14 protein-coding genes are annotated in these 19213 nt (G+C 62.2%); 5 read left to right on the top strand and 9 right to left on the bottom strand.

The annotated features are described in order from the left end of the window. Positions 1 to 77: 77 nt before the first annotated feature. Together AC04SF_RS33840 and AC04SF_RS33835 are read left to right on the top strand one after the other, a co-directional pair. Entirely contained in the window at positions 78 to 851 is a 774-nt protein-coding gene (locus AC04SF_RS33840) for an NAD kinase (protein WP_488481303.1), read from the top strand. Between the two features lie 192 nt (positions 852 to 1043). Beyond that, positions 1044 to 2633: a DEAD/DEAH box helicase gene (locus AC04SF_RS33835; protein ID WP_488481302.1), complete on the top strand. Its 1590-nt coding sequence runs from the start codon at positions 1044 to 1046 to the stop codon at positions 2631 to 2633. A 167-nt stretch (positions 2634 to 2800) separates the two neighbouring features. On the opposite strand, the gene AC04SF_RS33830 is transcribed toward AC04SF_RS33835, so the two are convergent. The 7 genes from AC04SF_RS33830 to AC04SF_RS33800 form a co-directional block, all read right to left on the bottom strand. Continuing rightward, the gene (locus AC04SF_RS33830; RefSeq protein ID WP_096445566.1) at positions 2801 to 3409 is read right to left on the bottom strand and encodes a hypothetical protein; all 609 of its coding nucleotides are present in this window, start codon (positions 3407 to 3409) and stop codon (positions 2801 to 2803) included. Between the two features lie 246 nt (positions 3410 to 3655). Then, complete coding sequence (locus AC04SF_RS33825) at positions 3656 to 4306, bottom strand: YiaD family glycine zipper/OmpA-like lipoprotein (RefSeq protein WP_095204385.1); 651 nt, start codon at positions 4304 to 4306, stop codon at positions 3656 to 3658. A 150-nt stretch (positions 4307 to 4456) separates the two neighbouring features. Further along, positions 4457 to 4825 carry a GFA family protein gene (locus AC04SF_RS33820; protein WP_096457252.1) on the bottom strand — a complete coding sequence of 123 codons (369 nt, stop codon included), beginning with the start codon at positions 4823 to 4825 and terminating at the stop codon, positions 4457 to 4459. A gap of 108 nt (positions 4826 to 4933) precedes the next feature. Further along, a complete protein-coding gene (locus AC04SF_RS33815) occupies positions 4934 to 5311 on the bottom strand; it encodes a hypothetical protein (RefSeq protein ID WP_202350455.1) in 378 nt (125 codons plus the stop codon). 268 nt (positions 5312 to 5579) lie between these two features. Next, positions 5580 to 6711 (bottom strand): peptide chain release factor 2 gene (gene prfB / locus AC04SF_RS33810; RefSeq protein ID WP_488481301.1). Its coding sequence is split into 2 segments (ribosomal slippage): positions 5580 to 6644 and positions 6646 to 6711, totalling 1131 coding nucleotides; the frame shifts between segments, so codons are not numbered across the junction. A 128-nt stretch (positions 6712 to 6839) separates the two neighbouring features. Then, positions 6840 to 9284 carry a penicillin-binding protein 1A gene (locus AC04SF_RS33805; RefSeq protein WP_183458830.1) on the bottom strand — a complete coding sequence of 815 codons (2445 nt, stop codon included), beginning with the start codon at positions 9282 to 9284 and terminating at the stop codon, positions 6840 to 6842. Between the two features lie 214 nt (positions 9285 to 9498). Then, entirely contained in the window at positions 9499 to 10761 is a 1263-nt protein-coding gene (locus tag AC04SF_RS33800; protein WP_488481300.1) for an N-acetylmuramoyl-L-alanine amidase, read from the bottom strand. Positions 10762 to 11412: 651 nt separating this feature from the next. On the opposite strand from AC04SF_RS33800, the gene AC04SF_RS33795 reads away from it, so the two are divergent. Further along, the gene (locus AC04SF_RS33795) at positions 11413 to 14373 is read left to right on the top strand and encodes an Rne/Rng family ribonuclease (protein WP_488481299.1); all 2961 of its coding nucleotides are present in this window, start codon (positions 11413 to 11415) and stop codon (positions 14371 to 14373) included. 236 nt (positions 14374 to 14609) lie between these two features. Here the strand turns inward: AC04SF_RS33795 and AC04SF_RS33790 are convergent, their stop codons facing one another. Continuing rightward, positions 14610 to 15557: a glutaminase gene (locus AC04SF_RS33790; protein WP_488481298.1), complete on the bottom strand. Its 948-nt coding sequence runs from the start codon at positions 15555 to 15557 to the stop codon at positions 14610 to 14612. 4 nt (positions 15558 to 15561) lie between these two features. Next, positions 15562 to 16710 carry a pyridoxal phosphate-dependent aminotransferase gene (locus AC04SF_RS33785; RefSeq protein WP_488481297.1) on the bottom strand — a complete coding sequence of 383 codons (1149 nt, stop codon included), beginning with the start codon at positions 16708 to 16710 and terminating at the stop codon, positions 15562 to 15564. A 147-nt stretch (positions 16711 to 16857) separates the two neighbouring features. Here AC04SF_RS33785 and AC04SF_RS33780 point away from each other — a divergent pair, with 147 nt between their 5' ends. Both AC04SF_RS33780 and AC04SF_RS33775 read left to right on the top strand, forming a co-directional pair. Further along, positions 16858 to 18249 carry a M48 family metalloprotease gene (locus AC04SF_RS33780; protein ID WP_488481296.1) on the top strand — a complete coding sequence of 464 codons (1392 nt, stop codon included), beginning with the start codon at positions 16858 to 16860 and terminating at the stop codon, positions 18247 to 18249. 64 nt (positions 18250 to 18313) lie between these two features. After that, on the top strand, positions 18314 to 19150 hold the full coding sequence (locus AC04SF_RS33775; protein WP_096445542.1) for a DsbA family protein: 837 nt from the start codon (positions 18314 to 18316) through the stop codon (positions 19148 to 19150). Positions 19151 to 19213 lie beyond the last annotated feature (63 nt).

The following is a 19213-nucleotide window of genomic DNA, read 5'->3' as shown; positions in this document are numbered from 1 at the left end:
GCAGACCTGCCCGCACCATGCTACCCCGGCGCTGGCGCGCGGCCAGACCCGCCGCAATCGGTCGCGATCGGGGAGCCATGAGCACAGCCGCCAACAGCATCGCCTTCGTCTCGTCCGACACAGCAGACGCCAAGGCGGCGCTGGAAAGCCTGTCGGCGCGCTATGGCCAGTGTTCAATCGCGGATGCCGCCGTTGTGGTGGCCCTGGGCGGCGACGGCTTCCTGCTGCAGACCTTGCGCGACACGATGGGAACGGGAAAGAAAGTCTACGGCATGAACCGTGGCACCATCGGGTTCCTGATGAATGAGTACCGTTCCGGGGGGCTTACCGAGCGGATCGCGGCAGCGGTCGCGGAAACCATCCGCCCGCTGGAAATGCTGGCCGTCACCTCGGAAGGCGAAACCCTTTCGGCGCTGGCGATCAACGAAGTTGCGCTGTGGCGCCAATCCTATCAGACGGCCAAGATCCGCATCAGCGTCGACGACCAGATACGGCTCGAGGAACTCAGCTGCGATGGCGTCATGATCGCGACGCCGGCCGGATCCACCGCCTACAATCTTTCCGCGCACGGCCCGATCCTGCCGCTCGACGCGCCGCTGCTGGCACTGACGCCGGTCAGCCCGTTTCGCCCGCGCCGCTGGCGTGGCGCATTGCTCTCCAACAAGGCAACCGTGCGCTTCGACATTCTGGAGCCGGAAAAGCGGCCGGTAAATGCCGCCGCCGACCATACGGAGGTCAAGGCGGTGACTTCGGTAACGGTGCGGGAGTCGCCGACAGCGACGGCGACCTTGCTGTTTGACCCCAATCACTCCTGGAACGAGCGCATCCTGGCTGAACAGTTCCGGTATTGAGCCGGCACAGAGACAAGCGGCCGGATTAAGCATCGCGATTAAGGTTACAACTTCACAATCGCGCCAATCCCGCCCGTTTCTGTTGACAAATCGCGGACTTGCGCCTAATCGCATTGCCAATCTTGCAGGCGCGTGGCGCTTGCCGCGACGAATAACGTTGCGCCTCCCCGAACCAGCCAAAGACAACAACACTTGTCCTCAGACACCACGATCGCTCAAGAAGCGTTGACCTTTTCAGACCTCGGCCTGTCGCCGAAGGTGCTTTCCGCAGTTACCGATGCCGGCTACACGCAGCCGACTCCGATCCAGGCTGGTGCGATCCCGCACGCCTTGCTCGGCAAGGACGTGCTGGGCATAGCCCAGACCGGCACCGGCAAGACCGCCTCCTTCGTGCTGCCGATGCTGACCCGGCTGGAAAAGGGCCGTGCCCGCGCCCGAATGCCGCGCACGCTGATCCTGGAGCCGACGCGTGAGCTTGCCGCGCAGGTCGAAGAAAACTTCGTCAAATACGGCAAGAACCACAAGCTCAACATCGCGCTTTTGATCGGCGGCGTGTCGTTCGACGAGCAGGACAAGAAGCTGGAGCGCGGCGCCGACGTGCTGATCGCGACGCCGGGTCGTCTGCTCGACCACCGCGAGCGCGGTAAGCTTTTGCTCAACGGTGTCGAGATTCTCGTCATCGACGAAGCCGACCGTATGCTCGACATGGGCTTCATTCCCGATATCGAGCGCATCTGCGAGATGATCCCGTTCACCCGGCAGACGCTGTTCTTCTCGGCGACCATGCCACCGGAAATCACCAAGCTGACGGAGAAATTCCTGCACGCGCCCGTGCGTGTCGAAGTTTCGAAGGCGGCGTCGGCCGCCACCAACATCATCCAGCGGCTGGTCAAATCCGGTTCGAAGCCCTGGGACAAGCGCGAGACGCTGCGCAATCTCATCAAGGCCGAAGACGCGGAGTTGAAGAACGCCATCATCTTCTGCAACCGCAAGGTCGAAGTGTCGGAACTGTTCCGCTCGCTGCTGAAGTATGATTTCGATGCCGGCGCCCTGCATGGCGACATGGACCAGCGCGCCCGCATGCAGATGTTGGCCAATTTCCGTGACGGAAAGCTGCGCTACCTCGTGGCTTCGGACGTCGCCGCGCGCGGTCTCGACATCCCCGATGTCAGCCACGTCTTCAACTATGACGTACCGATCCATGCCGAGGACTATGTCCACCGCATTGGCCGCACGGGCCGCGCCGGGCGCTCCGGCAAGTCGTTCACGATCGCGACCAAGTCGGACACCAAGTATATCGACGCCATCGAACGGCTGATCGGCAACAAGATCGAGTGGCATGACGGTGACCTGTCGACCGTGGTCGCCAGCGAAAGTGAAGACGATGCACCGCGCCGGGGCAAGGGCGCGCCACGTCGCGCCGGCCGCAAGGACGATGATCGCAAAGACAGGGGCGAGCGCAAAAAGGGCGGCGAACGTCGCGCCAGACATGCAGAGGAAGATGCCTCTCCGGTCATCGCACAGCAAGAACAGCCCGATGTGGCTGAGACGGCTGTCGCCGACATCGGCGAACGGCGCGCGCGCAAGGAGGCGATCCGCTCGGACAACACGGAGCGGAAATCCTCCGATCGCAACGAGCAGCGCGCACCGGAACGGGGTGACACCAGGCCGCAGCGCGACAGCAACCGCCCTGCCCGTCACCGCCACCAGGAAGACAACGACACCACCGTGGGCTTTGGCGATGACATGCCGGCCTTCATGCGCATCGTCGCCAAGGTCTGATCCCGACAGCCTTCGGGCGGCAAGCCAACCGGCTTGCCCCCCTCGGCGAACTCCATGCATCGCTTCGAACGGATTCAGGCGACGCGCCTAGTCCTGTTTCATGCATGCCGTGCTGCTCTCGAAACCAGAGCCACTCCTGGACGACATGCATTGGCTTGGGTCGCCCGTTACATCGGCCCAGGCATCATCTTGGTCGGCTTCTCCAGCATCGGAAACTCGGCCTTGTTGCATTTCACGTTGGGGTTCGTCGGACTGAACATGCCGTTCGGATTGTCCCTGAACAGCCAGGCGTGAAGGTCGTAGTGGACGAATTCCCTCGGGATGAGCGGATAGTGTCCCTCCATCGGCCCCATGAAGGTTTGGCCAAACAGCTTCGGCGGTGCTTTGACGTCCGGCGTCAGCGGCACCAGCCATTCCACACCGACCAACTTCAGGCCTTTCTTGGTCGGCTCGTAGATCAGGACGTTGGGCTTCATCGGATCGAGCTTCTGGCCGACGCTGGGGACGTTGACGAAATGGATGCCCATGGCGCCTTTCGGATAATCCATCGCGCCCGCTATTTTTTCTCCGCTGTAATAGACGCAGCCGACGGTCGACAGATAGAGGTCGCGGACAGCTGCGGTGTAGTCTTCATACTTGGCCAATGATTTCTTCAAGGCTTCGATATCGGCCTTGTTGGCGTCCTCGGCCCGAGCCGTGGCGAGTCCCAACCACACACCCAAAATGCCGGTCAAAGCGAGGACGCCGCAGCGTCCAAGGCTGGCTGTTCTTGTCATGCATTCCTCCCAGACTTTCTGATCTGGCCGTGCAAGACCGAGGCGGGAAAATGGTTATTGCGCGGCCGGTAGTACCGCCTCATCCCCTCTGGAACGGTGACGATGCTAGTCCTTTCGATGACTACGGGAAAGTTGTTATTTAGAACTAGCTAATATTTAAGCGGAGCAATCTGGAGAGCGTCGATGGCCGGGCAAGCAAAAACGGCCCCGCTTGGGGGGCCATTTCGCATTCGATTGCCGAACAGATCAGGTGAGCGGCGACAGCTGGATCTCGACGCGACGGTTCTGCTCGCGGCCGGCGGCCGTCGCATTGGATGCGATCGGCCGCGTCTTGCCGAAGCCGGTGACGGCAAAGCGGCGCTGATCGACGCCCTGACCGGACAGATAGTTGGCGACCGCCAGCGCGCGGCGCTGTGACAGATCGAAATTGTGCTGGTCGCCGCCAGTCGAATCGGTGTGGCCGAACACGTCGACGGTGGTCTGCTTGAATTTCTTCAGCACCAGTGCAACCGAGTTCAGCACCGGATAGAAGCCGGGCTTGACCGCATCCTGATCGACATTGAAGGTGATGTCCGACGGCATGTTGAGGATGATCTGGTCGCCACTGCGGGTGACGCTGACACCAGTGCCCTCGAGCTGCCGGCGCAGTTCCGCCTCGTTCTGATCCATGGTGGCGCCGATGGCGCCGCCGGCCAGTGCACCGATGCCAGCGCCGATCAGCGCGTTGCGGCGGTCATTGCCACCGGCAAGCAGACCAAGGCTAGCGCCTGCCAGGGCACCAAGGCCGGCACCTGCTGCCGTGTTGGAAATCTTCTGGTCGCCCGTATACGGATCGGTGGTGGTGCAGGCGCTCACGAGCAGAGCCGTCGCCACGACGACGAGCACGGTTTTCTTCATAGATGGTCCCTCTCCAAGTCGCGCCTTTTCGACGGCGCCAAATCAGCCCTTCCCGCGACTTGTACCATGAATTGCGGCGAAAAGCGGAACGGGAAAAGCGCCGAGGACGGCTTTTCCCGGGGCCAATTACATGACGACCGCCTTGGCCGGCTACCAGAGATTCTTGCCGTCTATGACCACCACTTCCACCTTGTCGAGATCGAAATCATCGAACAACCGCGAGTTGACGCTGATCTTCGGATTGTCGAAATCCGGCTCGCCGGTGGACCAATCCGGTGTTTCGGTGAAAGTGCCGCAGCCGCAGGTCGCGCAAAACCCGTGCTTCACGGTTTTCGACCCCCACTGATAGACAGAAACGTTTTCGGGCGGACTGGTCAGCTTGAACTGCGACGGGACGTAGTAAGCCCAGAGCGAGCCGCGTTTCGAGCAGAACGAACAGGTGCATTGCGTCACCGTCTGCGGTGCCTCAGAAACCTCGAATGTCGTCGCCTTGCAGTGGCAGCTCGCCTTGATGGTCATCAACATCACCTCTCCATTGTCCGCCGCCCATGAGGCAGGGCACCATAAAGAAGCGGTCCTGACAACTGTCTGTCAGCAGGCTCTACGCCTGAACAGCCGACAGCAGACTCAGTATGACGATGGCGGCACGAACAGGCAGATGGTCTTGCCGGCATCGAGGCCAGCCTCGTGCGCACACCAATGGAATTCACCGTCGGGCGAATCCTTGATGCGTCTGTCGCTGTAGGCCAGCACCTCCCCGGTGTCCTTGATGACATAACCTTCCGGGCGCTCGCTGATCGAGGTTTGCGACACTTCGTGGCAGTCGTAGTTCGCACAGCAGGCGAACGGATAGCTCCAGCCTTGCGGCTTGGCCGCGGTCGGCTTGGCGTCATGCGCCAAGGCCGGCGTCGATAGCAGCGCGATCGCTGAGGCTGCAAACAGAGGAAGGAGAAGCTGGCCAACCGATGGAGCGGCGATGGCCGATCTGGAATTGGCGGCAAACATGGGAACGTTCCTTTCAAACGAGGTTCAAGCGTTGCGCCTGCCCGTTCCCGGAACGTGTCTTCCCAGCGGCCAATCGTCAGCAGATATGCCGCGACCGGCCATAAATGCTTTTGTCTCCTCCTGCCTTAAATGGTGAGCCGAAATGTGAGTCGGCGCAAGAAATTGCTGCGTAGCCGGACCGCATCCGTCGTCCGGCCGCTTGGGGCAGCAACAAGATGTTCCCCGAAGATGCGAGCGGTGGCAAATGCGGGTTTGGTGGCGGACGGAGCTAGTCCAGATCCGCCACGGCCTCACCAGCACCACCCTCGATGCGTTGCGACAGCGAGGCTTCCATGAAATCGTCGAGGTCGCCGTCGAGCACGCTCGACGGGCTGGTGCTTTCGACGCCGGTGCGCAGATCCTTCACCAACTGATAGGGCTGCAGCACGTAAGAGCGGATCTGGTGACCCCAGCCGATGTCGCTCTTCGAGGCTTCGGTGGCATTGGCGACGGCTTCGCGCTTCTTCAACTCTTCCTCGTAGAGGCGCGAGCGCAGCATCTCCCAGGCCTTGGCCTTGTTCTTATGCTGCGAACGCTCGGCCTGGCAGGCGACCGCGATGCCCGTGGCGATATGGGTGATGCGCACGGCCGAATCGGTGGTGTTGACGTGCTGGCCGCCAGAACCCGATGAGCGGTAAGTGTCGATGCGCACATCCGATTCCGAAACATCGATCTCGATCCTGTCATCGACGACTGGGTAGACCCAGATGCTGGAGAAGGACGTATGGCGACGCGCATTGCTGTCATAGGGCGAAATGCGCACCAGGCGGTGGACACCGGATTCGGTCTTCAGCCAGCCATAGGCATTGTGGCCCTTGATCAAGAGCGTGGCGGACTTGATGCCAGCCTCTTCGCCATCATGAACTTCCAACACCTCGACCTTGAAGCGGCGGCGCTCGGCCCAGCGCGTGTACATGCGCAAGAGCATCGAGGCCCAATCCTGGCTTTCAGTGCCGCCGGCGCCCGCATGGACTTCGAGATAGGTGTCGTTGGCGTCAGCCTCGCCCGATAGCAACGTTTCGACCTGGCGGGCCTTGGCCTCGCCCTGCATCGAGCGGATCGCCGCTTCGCCCTCGGCGATAACGCCCTCGTCGCCCTCTTCCTCGCCGAGTTCGATCAGGCCGATATTGTCTTCCAGCGCCTGGGTCAGGCCCTTGACCGCCGCGATGCCTTCCTCGAGGCCCTGGCGTTCGCGCATCAGCTTCTGCGCTTCCAGCGGTTCGTTCCAGAGGCTGGCGTCCTCGGCGCGCACATTCAGGTATTCAAGCCGCTTTATGGCCTGATCCCAGTCAAAGATGCCTCCTCAGCAGGGTTATCGCCTGCCTGATCTCGTCGACAATATTCTGCGTTTCCGCGCGCATGGCCTGGTATTTTGTCCTGTTGCTGAAGTGACACTTCGGTCGGCGCGATACATAGGGACGGCGCCGCCACGTGTAAAGCGAAATGGGCCGGCCCCGAGGCCAGCCCAGCGGTCGGGCATTGGGACCCGTCAGTAGAGGCCGCCGCCGCCGTCCTGGATGGCCTGGTTGGCCTGCGGCGACAATGCGCCGCCCGAGGCGTTGGAGCCATCGGCCCCCATGCCGATCACCCAATAGCTGTCGGCGGGACCGGTGCCCGGCTTGAAGGCCTCGATGATGGTGCCCGGATCGCCCGACGCAGCACGCATGCCGGTCTTGCGATTGATGGCGATCAGGTTCATGCCGTCGGGAACCTTGAAGTCGACATTGGGCGTGCCGTCCAGCGCGACGCGCATGAAATCCTTGAAGATCGGGGCGGCCAGACCGCCGCCGGTGGCGCCATGGCCAAGGCCGCGCGGCGTGTCGTAGCCCATATAGAGACCAACCACGAGGTTCGGCGTGTAGCCGATGAACCAGGCGTCCTTCTCGTCGTTGGTGGTGCCGGTCTTGCCAGCGATGTGGCGGCCAAGCTCGCCGATGGTGGCGCCGGTGCCGCGCTGCACCACGCCTTCCATCATCGAGGTGATCTGGTAGGCGGTCATCGGATCGAGCACCTGCTCGGAATTGTCGACCAGTTCCGGCTCCGGCTGATTCTTCCATTCGGGTGCGTTGCAGCCTTCGCAGCCACGCTCGTCCTGTTTGAACACGGTCTTGCCGTAGCGGTCCTGGATGCGGTCGATCAGCGACGGCTTGATCGACTTGCCGCCATTGGCCATGATCGAATAGGCCGAAACCATGCGCATGACGGTCGTCTCGCCGGAGCCCAGCGCCATCGGCAGATACGGCGCCAGATGGTCATAGACGCCGAAGCGCTCGGCATATTCGACGACCAACTTCATGCCCATGTCGTTGGCAAGCCGCACCGTCATCAGGTTGCGTGACTTCTCGATGCCGGAGCGCAGGGTTGCCGGCCCGGCGACCGTGCCGTCATAGTTCTTCGGCGTCCAGGTCGTGTTGCCGCTCTGGATGGTGATCGGTCCGTCCATGATCACCGAGGCCGGCGTATAGCCGTTGTCGAGCGCGGCCGAATAGACGATCGGCTTGAACGAGGAACCCGGCTGGCGCATCGCCTGGGTGGCGCGGTTGAATTCCGACTGCGAATAGGAGAAGCCGCCGACCATGGCCAGCACGCGGCCGGTGTGCGGATCCATGGCGATCAGACCGCCTTCCACCTCGGGAACCTGACGCAAGCTGTAAGTGTTGTCGGAACCTTCGTTCTTCTGCACGAAGATGACATCGCCCGGCTTCAGCACGTCGGCCGGCGACTTGGCCTTGACCGTCTTGCCGTCGACCACATGGCGCATGGCAAAGCCCATGTCGTCCTTGCTGACGGTGCCTTCGACGCGCTCCTTGACGATGTCGCCCGACGCCTGGCGTGCGGGCTGCAGACCGATCGAGAGGCCTGACGCCGAGGAGTCGAGCACGACGGCGAGCGACCATTCGGGAACGTCTTCCAGTCCCTTGACGGCGCCCAGCGGAGGACCCCAGTCGCCGGACACGTCAATCGACGTCACCGGGCCGCGATAGCCGCGCAGCGTGTCGTATTTCATCAAACCGTTCTGCATCGCCTTGCGGGCAATGAGCTGAACCTTCGGGTCAAGGGTCGTGCGGATGGAAAGGCCGCCCTCATAGAGCGCGTTCTCGCCATAGCGGGCGATGATCTGTCGACGAACCTCTTCGGTGAAATATTCGCCCGCGAACAAATAGGAGCCGGTGCGGCGCGGGGCGACACCAAGCGGCTCGGCCTTCGCCTTCGCACCCTCTTCGGGGGTCACGTAACCGTTCTCGACCATCTGGCCGATGACCCAGTTTCGCCGCTCAATCGCGCGATCGGCATGCTTGAAGGGATTGTAGTTGGCCGGACCTTTCGGGAGCGATGCCAGATAAGCGGCCTCGGCCACGGTCAGTTCGTTCACCGATTTATCGAAATAGGTCAGTGCGGCGCCGGCGACACCATAGGCGTTGAAGCCAAAGAAAATCTCATTGAGATAGAGTTCAAGGATACGATCCTTGGAATAGGCCTGCTCGATGCGGAACGAAAGGATGGCCTCCTTGACCTTGCGTTCCAGGGAGCGCTCGTTGGTGAGAAGGAAGTTCTTGGCAACCTGCTGGGTGATCGTCGAACCGCCCTGCATCGGTCCACCCGAAACGTAAGTGAGCACCGCTCTGCCCAACCCCGTTATGTCAACACCGGGATGGCTGTAGAAGTTCTTGTCCTCGGCGGACAGGAACGCCGCCTTGACGCGATCCGGGATCGCCTGAATCGGCAAATACAGGCGCCGTTCGCGCGCATACTCCGCCATCAGAGAGCCATCCGAGGCATGGATGCGGGTGGTCACCGGCGGTTCGTACTTGGCCAGCACTTCGTAGTCAGGCAGATCCTTTGCTACATGGCCGATGTAAAGCGCAACGCCCGCCGCGGCCAGAAGGGCCAGCGTCGTGCCGATGCCGAAAAAATAGCCAATGAGACGAATCATACCCGCTCCAGTCCTTGGTTCGGGAATTTCCTAAACGAAGCCGCCTTCCACGCAAGCTTTCGAGCCGGTCCCAATCCGTAATCGAAAACCCATGTCGCCACCATGTGGACAAAATACGGCAAGGCTTGATTTCGTGACCGCGCGCCGGAAATAAAAGGCACCGGGTGTTGTCATCCAGCAACGCTGCCTCAGGTTGCAGGCGCCACCAGCCATGTCAACCTCCGGTCACCGTTCCGGCCCGGGCGGAGGCAAACAGTGCAACGGCGTTGGTGATGCTTTGTGCGGCCTTGCCGCGCCATTCGGCGTCGAGCAGCTGCGCCTCGTCCTTGGCATTCGAGAGATAGCCGAGTTCCACCAGAACGGATGGCACGTCTGGTGCCTTCAGCACCTTGAAACCTGCGGAACGCTGCGGATTGTTGATGAGGCCGACGCTGGTCGACAGCTGGCCGACCAATGTGTGGGCGAAACTCATCGAAAATGTGTGCGTCTCGCGGCGGATCAGGTCGATCAGGATGTCGGTCACTTCCCTGTTATCGTCCTTGATGACCATGCCGGCGAACTGGTCGGAGAGGTTTTCGCGGTCGGCAAGCGCCTGCGCCTCGGGATCCGACGCCTTGTCGGAAACGGTGTAGACGGTGGCGCCGCGGATGCCCTTGACGCTGATTGTATCGGCATGGATCGAAATCAACAGATCGGCCTCATGCTGACGGGCAATGCGCACGCGGTCGTCCAGACGTAGATATTCGTCGGTGTCGCGGGTCATGAAGACATCGTATTTGCCGACGGCCGCAAGCTTGTCGCGCAGCTCCGTGGCGAAGGCCAGCGTGATATTCTTCTCGATCGTGCCGTTCAGACCCTCGGCCCCGCCGTCGACGCCGCCATGGCCGGGATCGATAACGACCGTGAAGCGGTGACCCGGATTGGAGACCGGCCCGGTGCCGACCCGCCCGCCCTTGTCGGTCGAAACCGTCGAGCCGGTGGTCAGCGCCTGGTTGGCAAGGGCGGCGTCGAACTCCCGTTCCGAGGCCGCCGACATGTCGATGGCGATGCGGTAGCCGGTTCCGTCCTCATTCTTGAGCACATCCAGCTTGTCGACGGCGAACGGCCCCTTGCCGGTGAGGATCAGCCGCGAAACGCCCTCGCCGAGCGCGCCCAGGCGCACGCCCTTGACCAGGCCGCGCGGCTTCAGATCCTTGGCGTCGATGGCCAGCCTAGTATTCGCCAGGTCGATGACCAGGCGATTGGGGCCGCGCAGCAGAAACCATTTGATGTCAGGCTCGCGATCGAAATCCATGACGATGCGCATCTTGGTGGCATCGCCGGCCATCTTGTAGCCTTTTGCCACCAGCGGCGCGTCGGCGGCATTGGCAACCGAGGAAGAGGCGTGGGAAATCACCACCAGCAGCAGAAGGCATAGGGCGCCGAGAATCCGGCCACCGACACGACATCCCTTGCCTGTGAAGCCTGCCAGTCCCATCTCTCTTCCAGTCGCTCCCGGTTTGGCGCCAGGCGCCCGCTCGTTTCGTCGAAGTGCCGGTTAGGCCGCGAACTCGATTAACGATTGGTATCCAGAGAAGGTTAACCAAGCCTTTTCACGCAAGGATCGGAACCCAGGCTTACGTTACGGAACTGCTTTTTGCCGGCATCGGAAATCGGGGTTGCCTTCCAACCCGCCAAATCATAAAAGCGATAGTGGATCACTGCAATCCTGGAACCGCCCTCCTCCGCAGCTTCCTGCTACAGGGTCAGATGAAAGGCGGCTCCTTTCGCTTCACGCGAAAAGGGTTCAGGTGATTGCGACGAATTTCGCAGGTGTGCTCCCGTGGCGGGGGAATCGCCTGCGTGAGGAAAACGGCCGGGTTTGTTCCCGTGCCGGCTCTGTATGAGCAAACAAGCTGGTCCGGTTTCCGGGCTTTGGTTCAAAAGGTTCTGCTGGTGACGATGGCTTCAAGCGCAATCATGGAAAGGTCCGCATCAAACCGCGCCAGTATGGCTGCGGGCGGCACCGCCATGACACGCAGGCACCGTCCGGCGGACATTCAATTATCCGGCACCCATTCTCCAGACACACAGCAGCGGGCTTTGCCCCGCCAGCTGCGGCTGACGGCTGCCGGGGGGAAACGAAATAATGCCCAACAAAATGCTGATAGACGCCTCCCACCCGGAGGAAACACGAGTTGTCGTCGTACGCGGTAACCGTATCGAAGAATTCGACTTTGAATCCCAGGACAAGAAGCAGCTCAAAGGAAATATCTACCTCGCCCGCGTAACGCGCGTCGAACCCTCCCTTCAGGCAGCCTTTGTCGAATATGGCGGCAACCGTCACGGTTTTCTCGCCTTCAGTGAAATACACCCCGATTACTACCAGATCCCGGTCGCCGACCGTCAGGCACTGCTGCGCGCCGAAGCGCAGGAGGCCGAGGACGAGGAGGACGAGGACGGTGACGGCGATGACCGCCAGAGCCGCGATCGCGGACGGCGCGGACGCCGGCGTGGCGGCAAGAGCCGCGACCGCGGCGAGCACAAGCGCGATGCGGGCGAGACAGGCGAAGGCTCCGGCGAGCCAAGCGAAGGCAACGACAATGGCGACATCGTTGTCGAGGAGATCTCCCACACCTCCGAGATCATAGAACACGCAGCCGATACATCAGACCATTCAGAGCACTCAGATAGCTCGGGGCATGCCGATGCGTCCGGCAATGGTGAAGGTTCCGCCGAACAGGACGAAACCGAACCCCGCGAGGGCGGCCCGACATCGATCGCCGCCTCTGTCGAAGGCGATGTGATTTCCGAGCCCGTCCCACAGGCGGAACAGGGCAGCGAAGCCACCGCCAGCGACAATGATCGCGGTATGCTGGAGGAAGTACAGTCCTCGCATCCCGACGATCACGAGGTCGAATCGGTCGGCGCCGAGGACGCGCTGGAAGAAGTGCGCAACCGCCGCAAGCCGGTGCGCCGCCAGTACAAGATCCAGGAAGTGATCAAGCGCCGGCAGATCCTGCTGGTGCAGGTCGTCAAGGAAGAGCGCGGCAACAAGGGCGCCGCACTCACCACCTATCTGTCGCTTGCCGGCCGCTATTCCGTGCTGATGCCGAACACGGCGCGCGGCGGCGGCATTTCGCGCAAGATCACCAGCGCGGTCGACCGCAAGCGCCTCAAGGAGGTCGTCGCCGATCTCGAAGTGCCGCAAGGCATGGGCGTCATCCTGCGCACCGCCGGCGAGAGCCGCACCAAGGCCGAGATCAAGCGCGACTATGAATATCTGATGCGGCTTTGGGAAAATGTCCGCAATCTCACGCTCCAGTCCACCGCCCCTGCCCTCGTCTATGAGGAAGGCAGCCTGATCAAGCGCTCGGTGCGCGACCTCTACAACAAGGATATCGACGAGATTCTTGTATCCGGCGAGGAAGGCTATCGCGAGGCCAAGGACTTCATGCGCATGCTGATGCCGAGCCACGCCAAGGTGGTTCAGCCGTTCCGCGACACGACACCGATCTTCGTGCGCAACGGCATCGAGGCGCAACTCGACCGCATGCTGCAGCCGCAAGTGACGCTGAAGAGCGGTGGCTACATCATCATCAACCAGACCGAGGCGCTGGTCGCCATCGACGTCAATTCGGGTCGCTCCACCAAGGAACACTCGATTGAGGACACGGCACTCCACACCAATCTGGAAGCGGCCGAAGAGGTTGCCCGTCAGCTGAGGCTGCGCGATCTGGCCGGCCTGATCGTCATCGACTTCATCGACATGGAGGAGAACCGCAACAACCGCTCCGTCGAGAAGCGGCTGAAGGATCACCTCAAGAACGACCGTGCCCGCATCCAGGTCGGCCGCATCTCGCATTTCGGCCTGATGGAGATGTCACGCCAGCGCATCCGCGCCAGCGTGCTGGAATCGACCATGAAGCCGTGCCCGCATTGCGGCGGCACCGGCCATGTCAGGTCCGATTCGTCGGTCGCGCTGATGGTGGTGCGGGCGATCGAGGAATTCCTGCTCAAGGATTCGCGCAGCCACATCACTGTGCGCACGCCGGCGGCGACCGCGCTCTACGTGCTCAACCACAAGCGCGGCACGCTGGTGGAGCTCGAAAGCCGCTTCGGCCTGACCATCACCATCGAGGCGGACGATACGGTTGGCGCGCAGCACTATGCGATCTTCCGCGGCGCCCTGGCCGAAAAGCCCGAGGGCTTTGTCGAGGTGCGCAGTCTGCCGGCCTATGTCGAGCCGGAGGAGCCCGAGGACGAGATTGTCGTCGTCGAGGAGGATGATGAGGTCGTGGTTCAGGCCGAGCAGCCACGCCAGCAGCCGCAGCAGAACCAGCAGCCGCGGCCTGCCGGCGGCGAGGATGGCGAAGGCCGCGACCGCAAGCGTCGCAAGCGCCGCAGACGGCGCGGCGGCAGGGATCGCGACCGCGAGCATGGCGCCCCGACGGATGGCTCATCCGTCTCCGCTCCGGCCGGCGATTTCGCCGGCCCGGCAAACGCGGCGGACAATGACGACACCGAAGCGGACGATGCCGCTCCGATCGCTGCCGGCGCCTCTGACGAGGCGCTGCAGGCTTCGGATGACAGCCAGGGCAAGAAGCGCCGGCGCGGCAAGCGCGGCGGCAAGCGCAACCGTCGCGAAGACGGCGAAGGCGAGACCGAGGCAAGCGCCGGCGAGGCGACCGAGGCTTCGGAGGCTGATGCTTCCGAAAGCGAGCCTGTGTCGATCGAGCCCGTGGCTGCCGTTGCCGTTGATGAGCCGGTGGCTGCGGTGAGCGAAGAGGTGCCGAGCACCGAGAAGCCCAAGAAGCCGCGTCGCGCAGCTAAGCCGAAGAAAGCAGCCGCCGAGGCCGTCACCGAAACGACTGTTGTCGAAGCGGCCGCGGAAACGCCGGTCGAGTCTCCAGTGGCGGTTGCCGAGGAAACAGTGGTTGCTGCCGTGGTGGAAGAGCCTGCAAAGGCCCGGCCGTCGCGACGCAAGCCGGCTGCCATCGATGCACCAGTGGTGCCGGTGGTTTCCTCGACCGTCGCCGATGAACCGGAAGCCAAGACCGAAGAAAAGCCGAAGCGTGCTGGCTGGTGGCAGCGGAAGGGTTTTTTCTAAGCTTTTCAGTTGGTTGAAGTGATTTCCAGATAAGAAAATCCCGCGCCGATCGAAAGATTGCGCGGGATTTTTTTGCCGGTGCCGCCATGACGCAAGGACTTACTGAGATTCAGGTCAGGCCGAGTCGAAAATGGCTAATACCGAGAACCGGAGCGGAGCGTACTTAATGTACGTGAGCACCGGAAGCGCAGGTATTGGCCATTTGCAGGCCGGCCTCACCTGAATATCAGTAAGTCCTATGGCGCGAAGATCGACCAGTTCATCATCCTCGCAAGCTTTTCCAGCGCGATCGAACCGAGCTTGGAATTGCCGTTGGCGTTGAGGCCGGGCGACCAGACGGCGAGCGAGGCCACTCCAGGCACGATGCCCAATATGCCGCCGCCGACGCCGCTTTTTCCCGGAATGCCGACGCGGAAGGCGAAGTCGCCGGAGCCGTCATAGTGGCCGCAGGTCAGCATCATGGCGCCGATGCGCCGCGCCCGCTCCGCCGACACCACCTGATATCCGGTGGCCGGGTTCTTGCCGCCATTGGCAAGGAAACGACCGGCCATGGCCAGTTGCCGGCAACTCATGGCGACGGCGCAGTGATGGAAATACACGCCGAGCGCCAGTTCCGGCGCATGATGAAGATTGCCAAAGGATTTCATGTAGTTGGCCAGCGCGAAGTTGCGGTAGCCGGTGGCGCGTTCGGAGGCGGCGACCTCGCGGTCGATGATGATGGTCTCGTCGTCGGCGAGGAACTGGATGAAACGCAGGATCTCGCCGATCGCCTCGCGCGGCTGGTGGCCGGCAAGCAGGATGTCGGAAATGACGATGGCGCCGGCATTGATGAAGGGATTGCGCGGAATGCCGTTCTCATGCTCGAGCTGGACGATCGAATTGAACGGATTGCCTGACGGCTCGCGCCCGACCCGTTTCCACAGCGCATCGCCGACATTGCCGAGCGCCAGCGTCAGTGTGAACACCTTCGAGATACTCTGGATCGAAAATGCCTGGTCGGCATCGCCCGCCACCAGCACACGGCCGTCATTGGTGACGGCCGCGATGCCGAATTTTTTCGGATCGACCTTGCCCAATTGGGGAATGTAGGTCGCGACATCGCCGCGATCGGTGCGCTCGGCCATTTCGGCGGCGACTTCTGCCAATGCCTGATCAAGTTTGGGGGCCTGTTCGAGTTCCGGCATGGTGCTACCTCAACCAGCGTTCGATGCGCGCCATCGCCTCGACCATGTCATCATGGCTGCCGGCGTAGGAAAAACGCATCGTGCGATGCCCTGCCTGGGTGTCGAAGTCGCGGCCGGGCGTCGCCGCCACATGCGCCTCGGCCAGCATCTTGCGCGCGAAAGCCATGCTGTCATTGGTGTGCCTTGTGACATCGCAAAAAGCATAGAAGGCGCCATCCATGGGTGCAGCCAGCCGAAAGCCAAGTTCCGGCAGGCGCTTCATCAGCAGTTCGCGATTCCAGGCGTAGCGGCCTTTGACCGCTTCCAGCTCATCGGTCGCGGCAAAGGCCTCGATCGCGGCGATCTGCGACAGTTCCGGCGGCGAGATGTAGAGGCTCTGGGCAATGCGCTCGACTGGCCGCACCAGCTCTTCCGGCAGCACCATCCAGCCGATGCGCCAGCCGGTCATGCAATAGTATTTCGAGAAGGAATTGATCACCGTCACGCTGTTGCCGAAGGCAAGTGCCGTGGTGTCAGGGGCGCCGTAGGCCAACCGATGGTAGATCTCGTCGGAAATGACGGCGATCCCCAATGTCTCCGCCGTATCGACCAGCGCCGCCAGTTCGTCGGCCGGTATGACCGCGCCGGTCGGGTTGGCCGGACTTGCAAACAGAACGCCCTTCAGCGGCTTCTCGCGATGCGCGGCCTCCAGATGACCGGCATGCAAATAGGCCGCGTCGCCGAGCTCGATCTCGACCACTTCGATGCCGAGTGCCGCCATGATGTTGCGATAGGCAGGATAGCCAGGTGCTGCGATCGCAACGCGGTCGCCCGGATCGAACATCGCCAGGAAGGCAAGATTGAAGGCCGCCGACGAACCCGTGGTCACCGCGATCCGGCCAGGCTCGACTTCAAGCCGATAGTGATCCGCGTAATGCTCGGCGATCGCCTTGCGCAGACCGGCCAATCCCAGCGTGTCGGTGTAGCCGATGCGACCGTGCTCCAAGGCCTTGGCCGCGGCGGCGCGAACCCGTGCAGGCGCGGGATCGGAGGGCTGGCCGACCGCCATGGAGATCACCGGCACGCCCTGGGCCTTCAGCCTGTTTGCTTCGGCCAGCACATCCATGGCGTGGAATGGCTCGACATTGCCACGACGTGAGAGCGAAACGACCATTTTATCTCTATCCCGACGGTTGGGCACGCCATGCCTCGAATATATGCGCCGCACAAATGCCCGATTGATGTGAGGATCACAAGTTGAGGAAGTTTTTCCGGTGCCGACTTTTCATCTTTCGCCCGCTCGTCTACCAGTGGACACGTCATGTTGAGCCGACCCAGATCGACGATTGCCCGGGCAGCGCGTGTTTTCGCGACGCTTTCGCTTGGCGTCGCCGTCGCCGTGGCGAGTTCTGTCACCGCCTTCGCCCAAAGCGTGCCGGTGGTACGCGATGCCGAGATCGAGGCTCTGGTGCGTGACTACGCGCGGCCGATCTTCAAGGCGGCGGGGCTGGCGAATGACGGCATCGATATCGTGCTGGTCAACGATTCCAGCTTCAACGCTTTCGTCACCGGGCGCCGGCTGTTCATCAACACCGGCGCGCTGATGACGGCCGAAACGCCGAATGAAATCATCGGCGTCATCGCGCACGAGGCCGGCCATATCGCCGGCGGCCACCAGCAGAAACTGCGTGACCAGCTCGAGCGCGCCAAGACGATGGCCATCATCGCCACCTTGCTTGGCGCGGGTGCGATCGTTGCGGGCGCCACCACCAACAGCCGCGGCCTTGCCGGCGCAGGCATGGGCGTTGCCGCCGGCGGCGGCGAGATGGCACAGCGCAGCATCCTCGCCTACCAACGCACCGAAGAGATAACAGCCGACCGATCCGCCATCACCTATCTCAACGCCACCGGCCAGTCCGGCATGGGCATGCTGAAGACGTTCCGCCGCTTCCAGACCGCGCTGTCCCTGTCGGGTGCGCAGATCGATCCCTACCGGATCAGCCACCCGATGCCGCAGGAACGCATCGCCAATCTCGAAGTGCTGGTGAAGCAGAGCCCGAATGTCGACAAGCCTGACCCGCCGGCGCTGCAGCAGCGCCATGACATGATGCGGGTAAAGATCGCCGTCTATATGGAAGGCAAGGCTACCGCCGGCAGGCTGATGCAAAAGATGCGGGGCAGCCTCGCGGCACTCTATGGCGATGCCCAGTCGACCTACCTTTACGGTGACATCGCCGGCGCACTCGCCAAGACCAATGCCCTGATCAAGGCCCAACCCAAGAACCCCTATTTCCAGGAATTGCGCGGCGACATCTTGATGAAGGCGAACAAGCCCAAGGATGCAGCCGAAGCCTATGCCAAGGCGGTCAGCCTCGATCCCGCGCGGTCCGGCTTGCTGCCCGTCTCGCTTGGCCAGGCGCTGATGGCGGTCGGCACGCCTGACGCGCTGAAGAAAGCCGTCGTGCAGATCAACAATGGCCTGGGTCGCGACAAGGAAAATGCCGAGGGGTATCGTTACCTGGCGCAGGCTTACGGCGAGTTGGGTGACATACCGGGCGCCGAGCTTGCTACGGCCGAAGGTCATTTCTATTCCGGTAACTACAAGGATGCGAAGATCTTCGCCATGCGCGCGCAGCAGCAGATGAAGCGCGGCGAGCCGCGTTGGATACGCGCCCAGGATATCATAAACTACAAATCGACAAGCAAGATCTAGTGAACCTTCCGATCACGCGCTGCGACACAGCCGGACTGGGAAACAGGCAAAAGGAACGAGAACGATGAAAAAGGCACTGCTGCTGGGCACAACGGGGATCGCTGTGGCCCTCGCCATGCTGGCTTTCGGTTTCGTCGCCGGCAGCCCGCAGATTGCCAAGGCCGGTACAACGCAGCCTGTCCAGGCGACTCAGCCTGTCCAGACGGCAGGGGCCGACACCAAGGCGGCCGATACCAAGATCGACCGCACCGAGGTCGAGGGCATAATCCGCGACTACCTCCTGAAGAACCCGGAAGTGCTGCTCGAAGTGCAGGACGCGCTCGAGGCCAAGCAGAAGGAAGAACAACGGATCGCCGCGCTGGGCGTCATCAAGAACGCCAAGGAGCAGATCTTCAACTCCAGCTTCGACGGCATCGTCGGCAACCCGAACGGCAAGGTGACGATCGTTGAGTTCTACGACTACAATTGCGGCTTCTGCAAACGAGCCATCGAGGACATGCGAGCCCTGACCAAGGCTGATCCGGATCTGCGCTTCGTGCTCAAGGAATTCCCGATCCTCGGCCCGGATTCGCAAAAAGCCAGCGTCGTCTCGATGGCCTTCCATCTGATGAAGCCGGAAAAATACGGCGAGTTCCACAACGCACTGCTCGGCGGCCAGGGACGCGCCACCGAGGCGGCCGCGATCAAGATCGCGCTTTCGCTCGGCGCCGACGAGGCGACGCTGCGCGAGAAGATGAAGGACCCGTCGATCACCGAGGCCTTCTCCAAGACCTATGATCTTGCCAATAAGCTGTCGATCACCGGAACGCCGTCCTATGTCGTCGGCAATGAGGTGGTGTTTGGGGCTCTCGGGCAGGAAGTCCTGACGCAAAAGATCGAGGCGGCGAAAGCCGCGCTTTGATCAGCCAGGGGTTTTCTTCACGGGCGGATTTCGGCCTGTTGTGGACAGTGAAAGAACGCACTT

Source organism: Mesorhizobium sp. CNPSo 4671, assembly GCF_057784245.1.
Note: the sequence above shows the minus strand (reverse complement) of the source record. Positions and strands in the feature narration are given on the sequence as shown.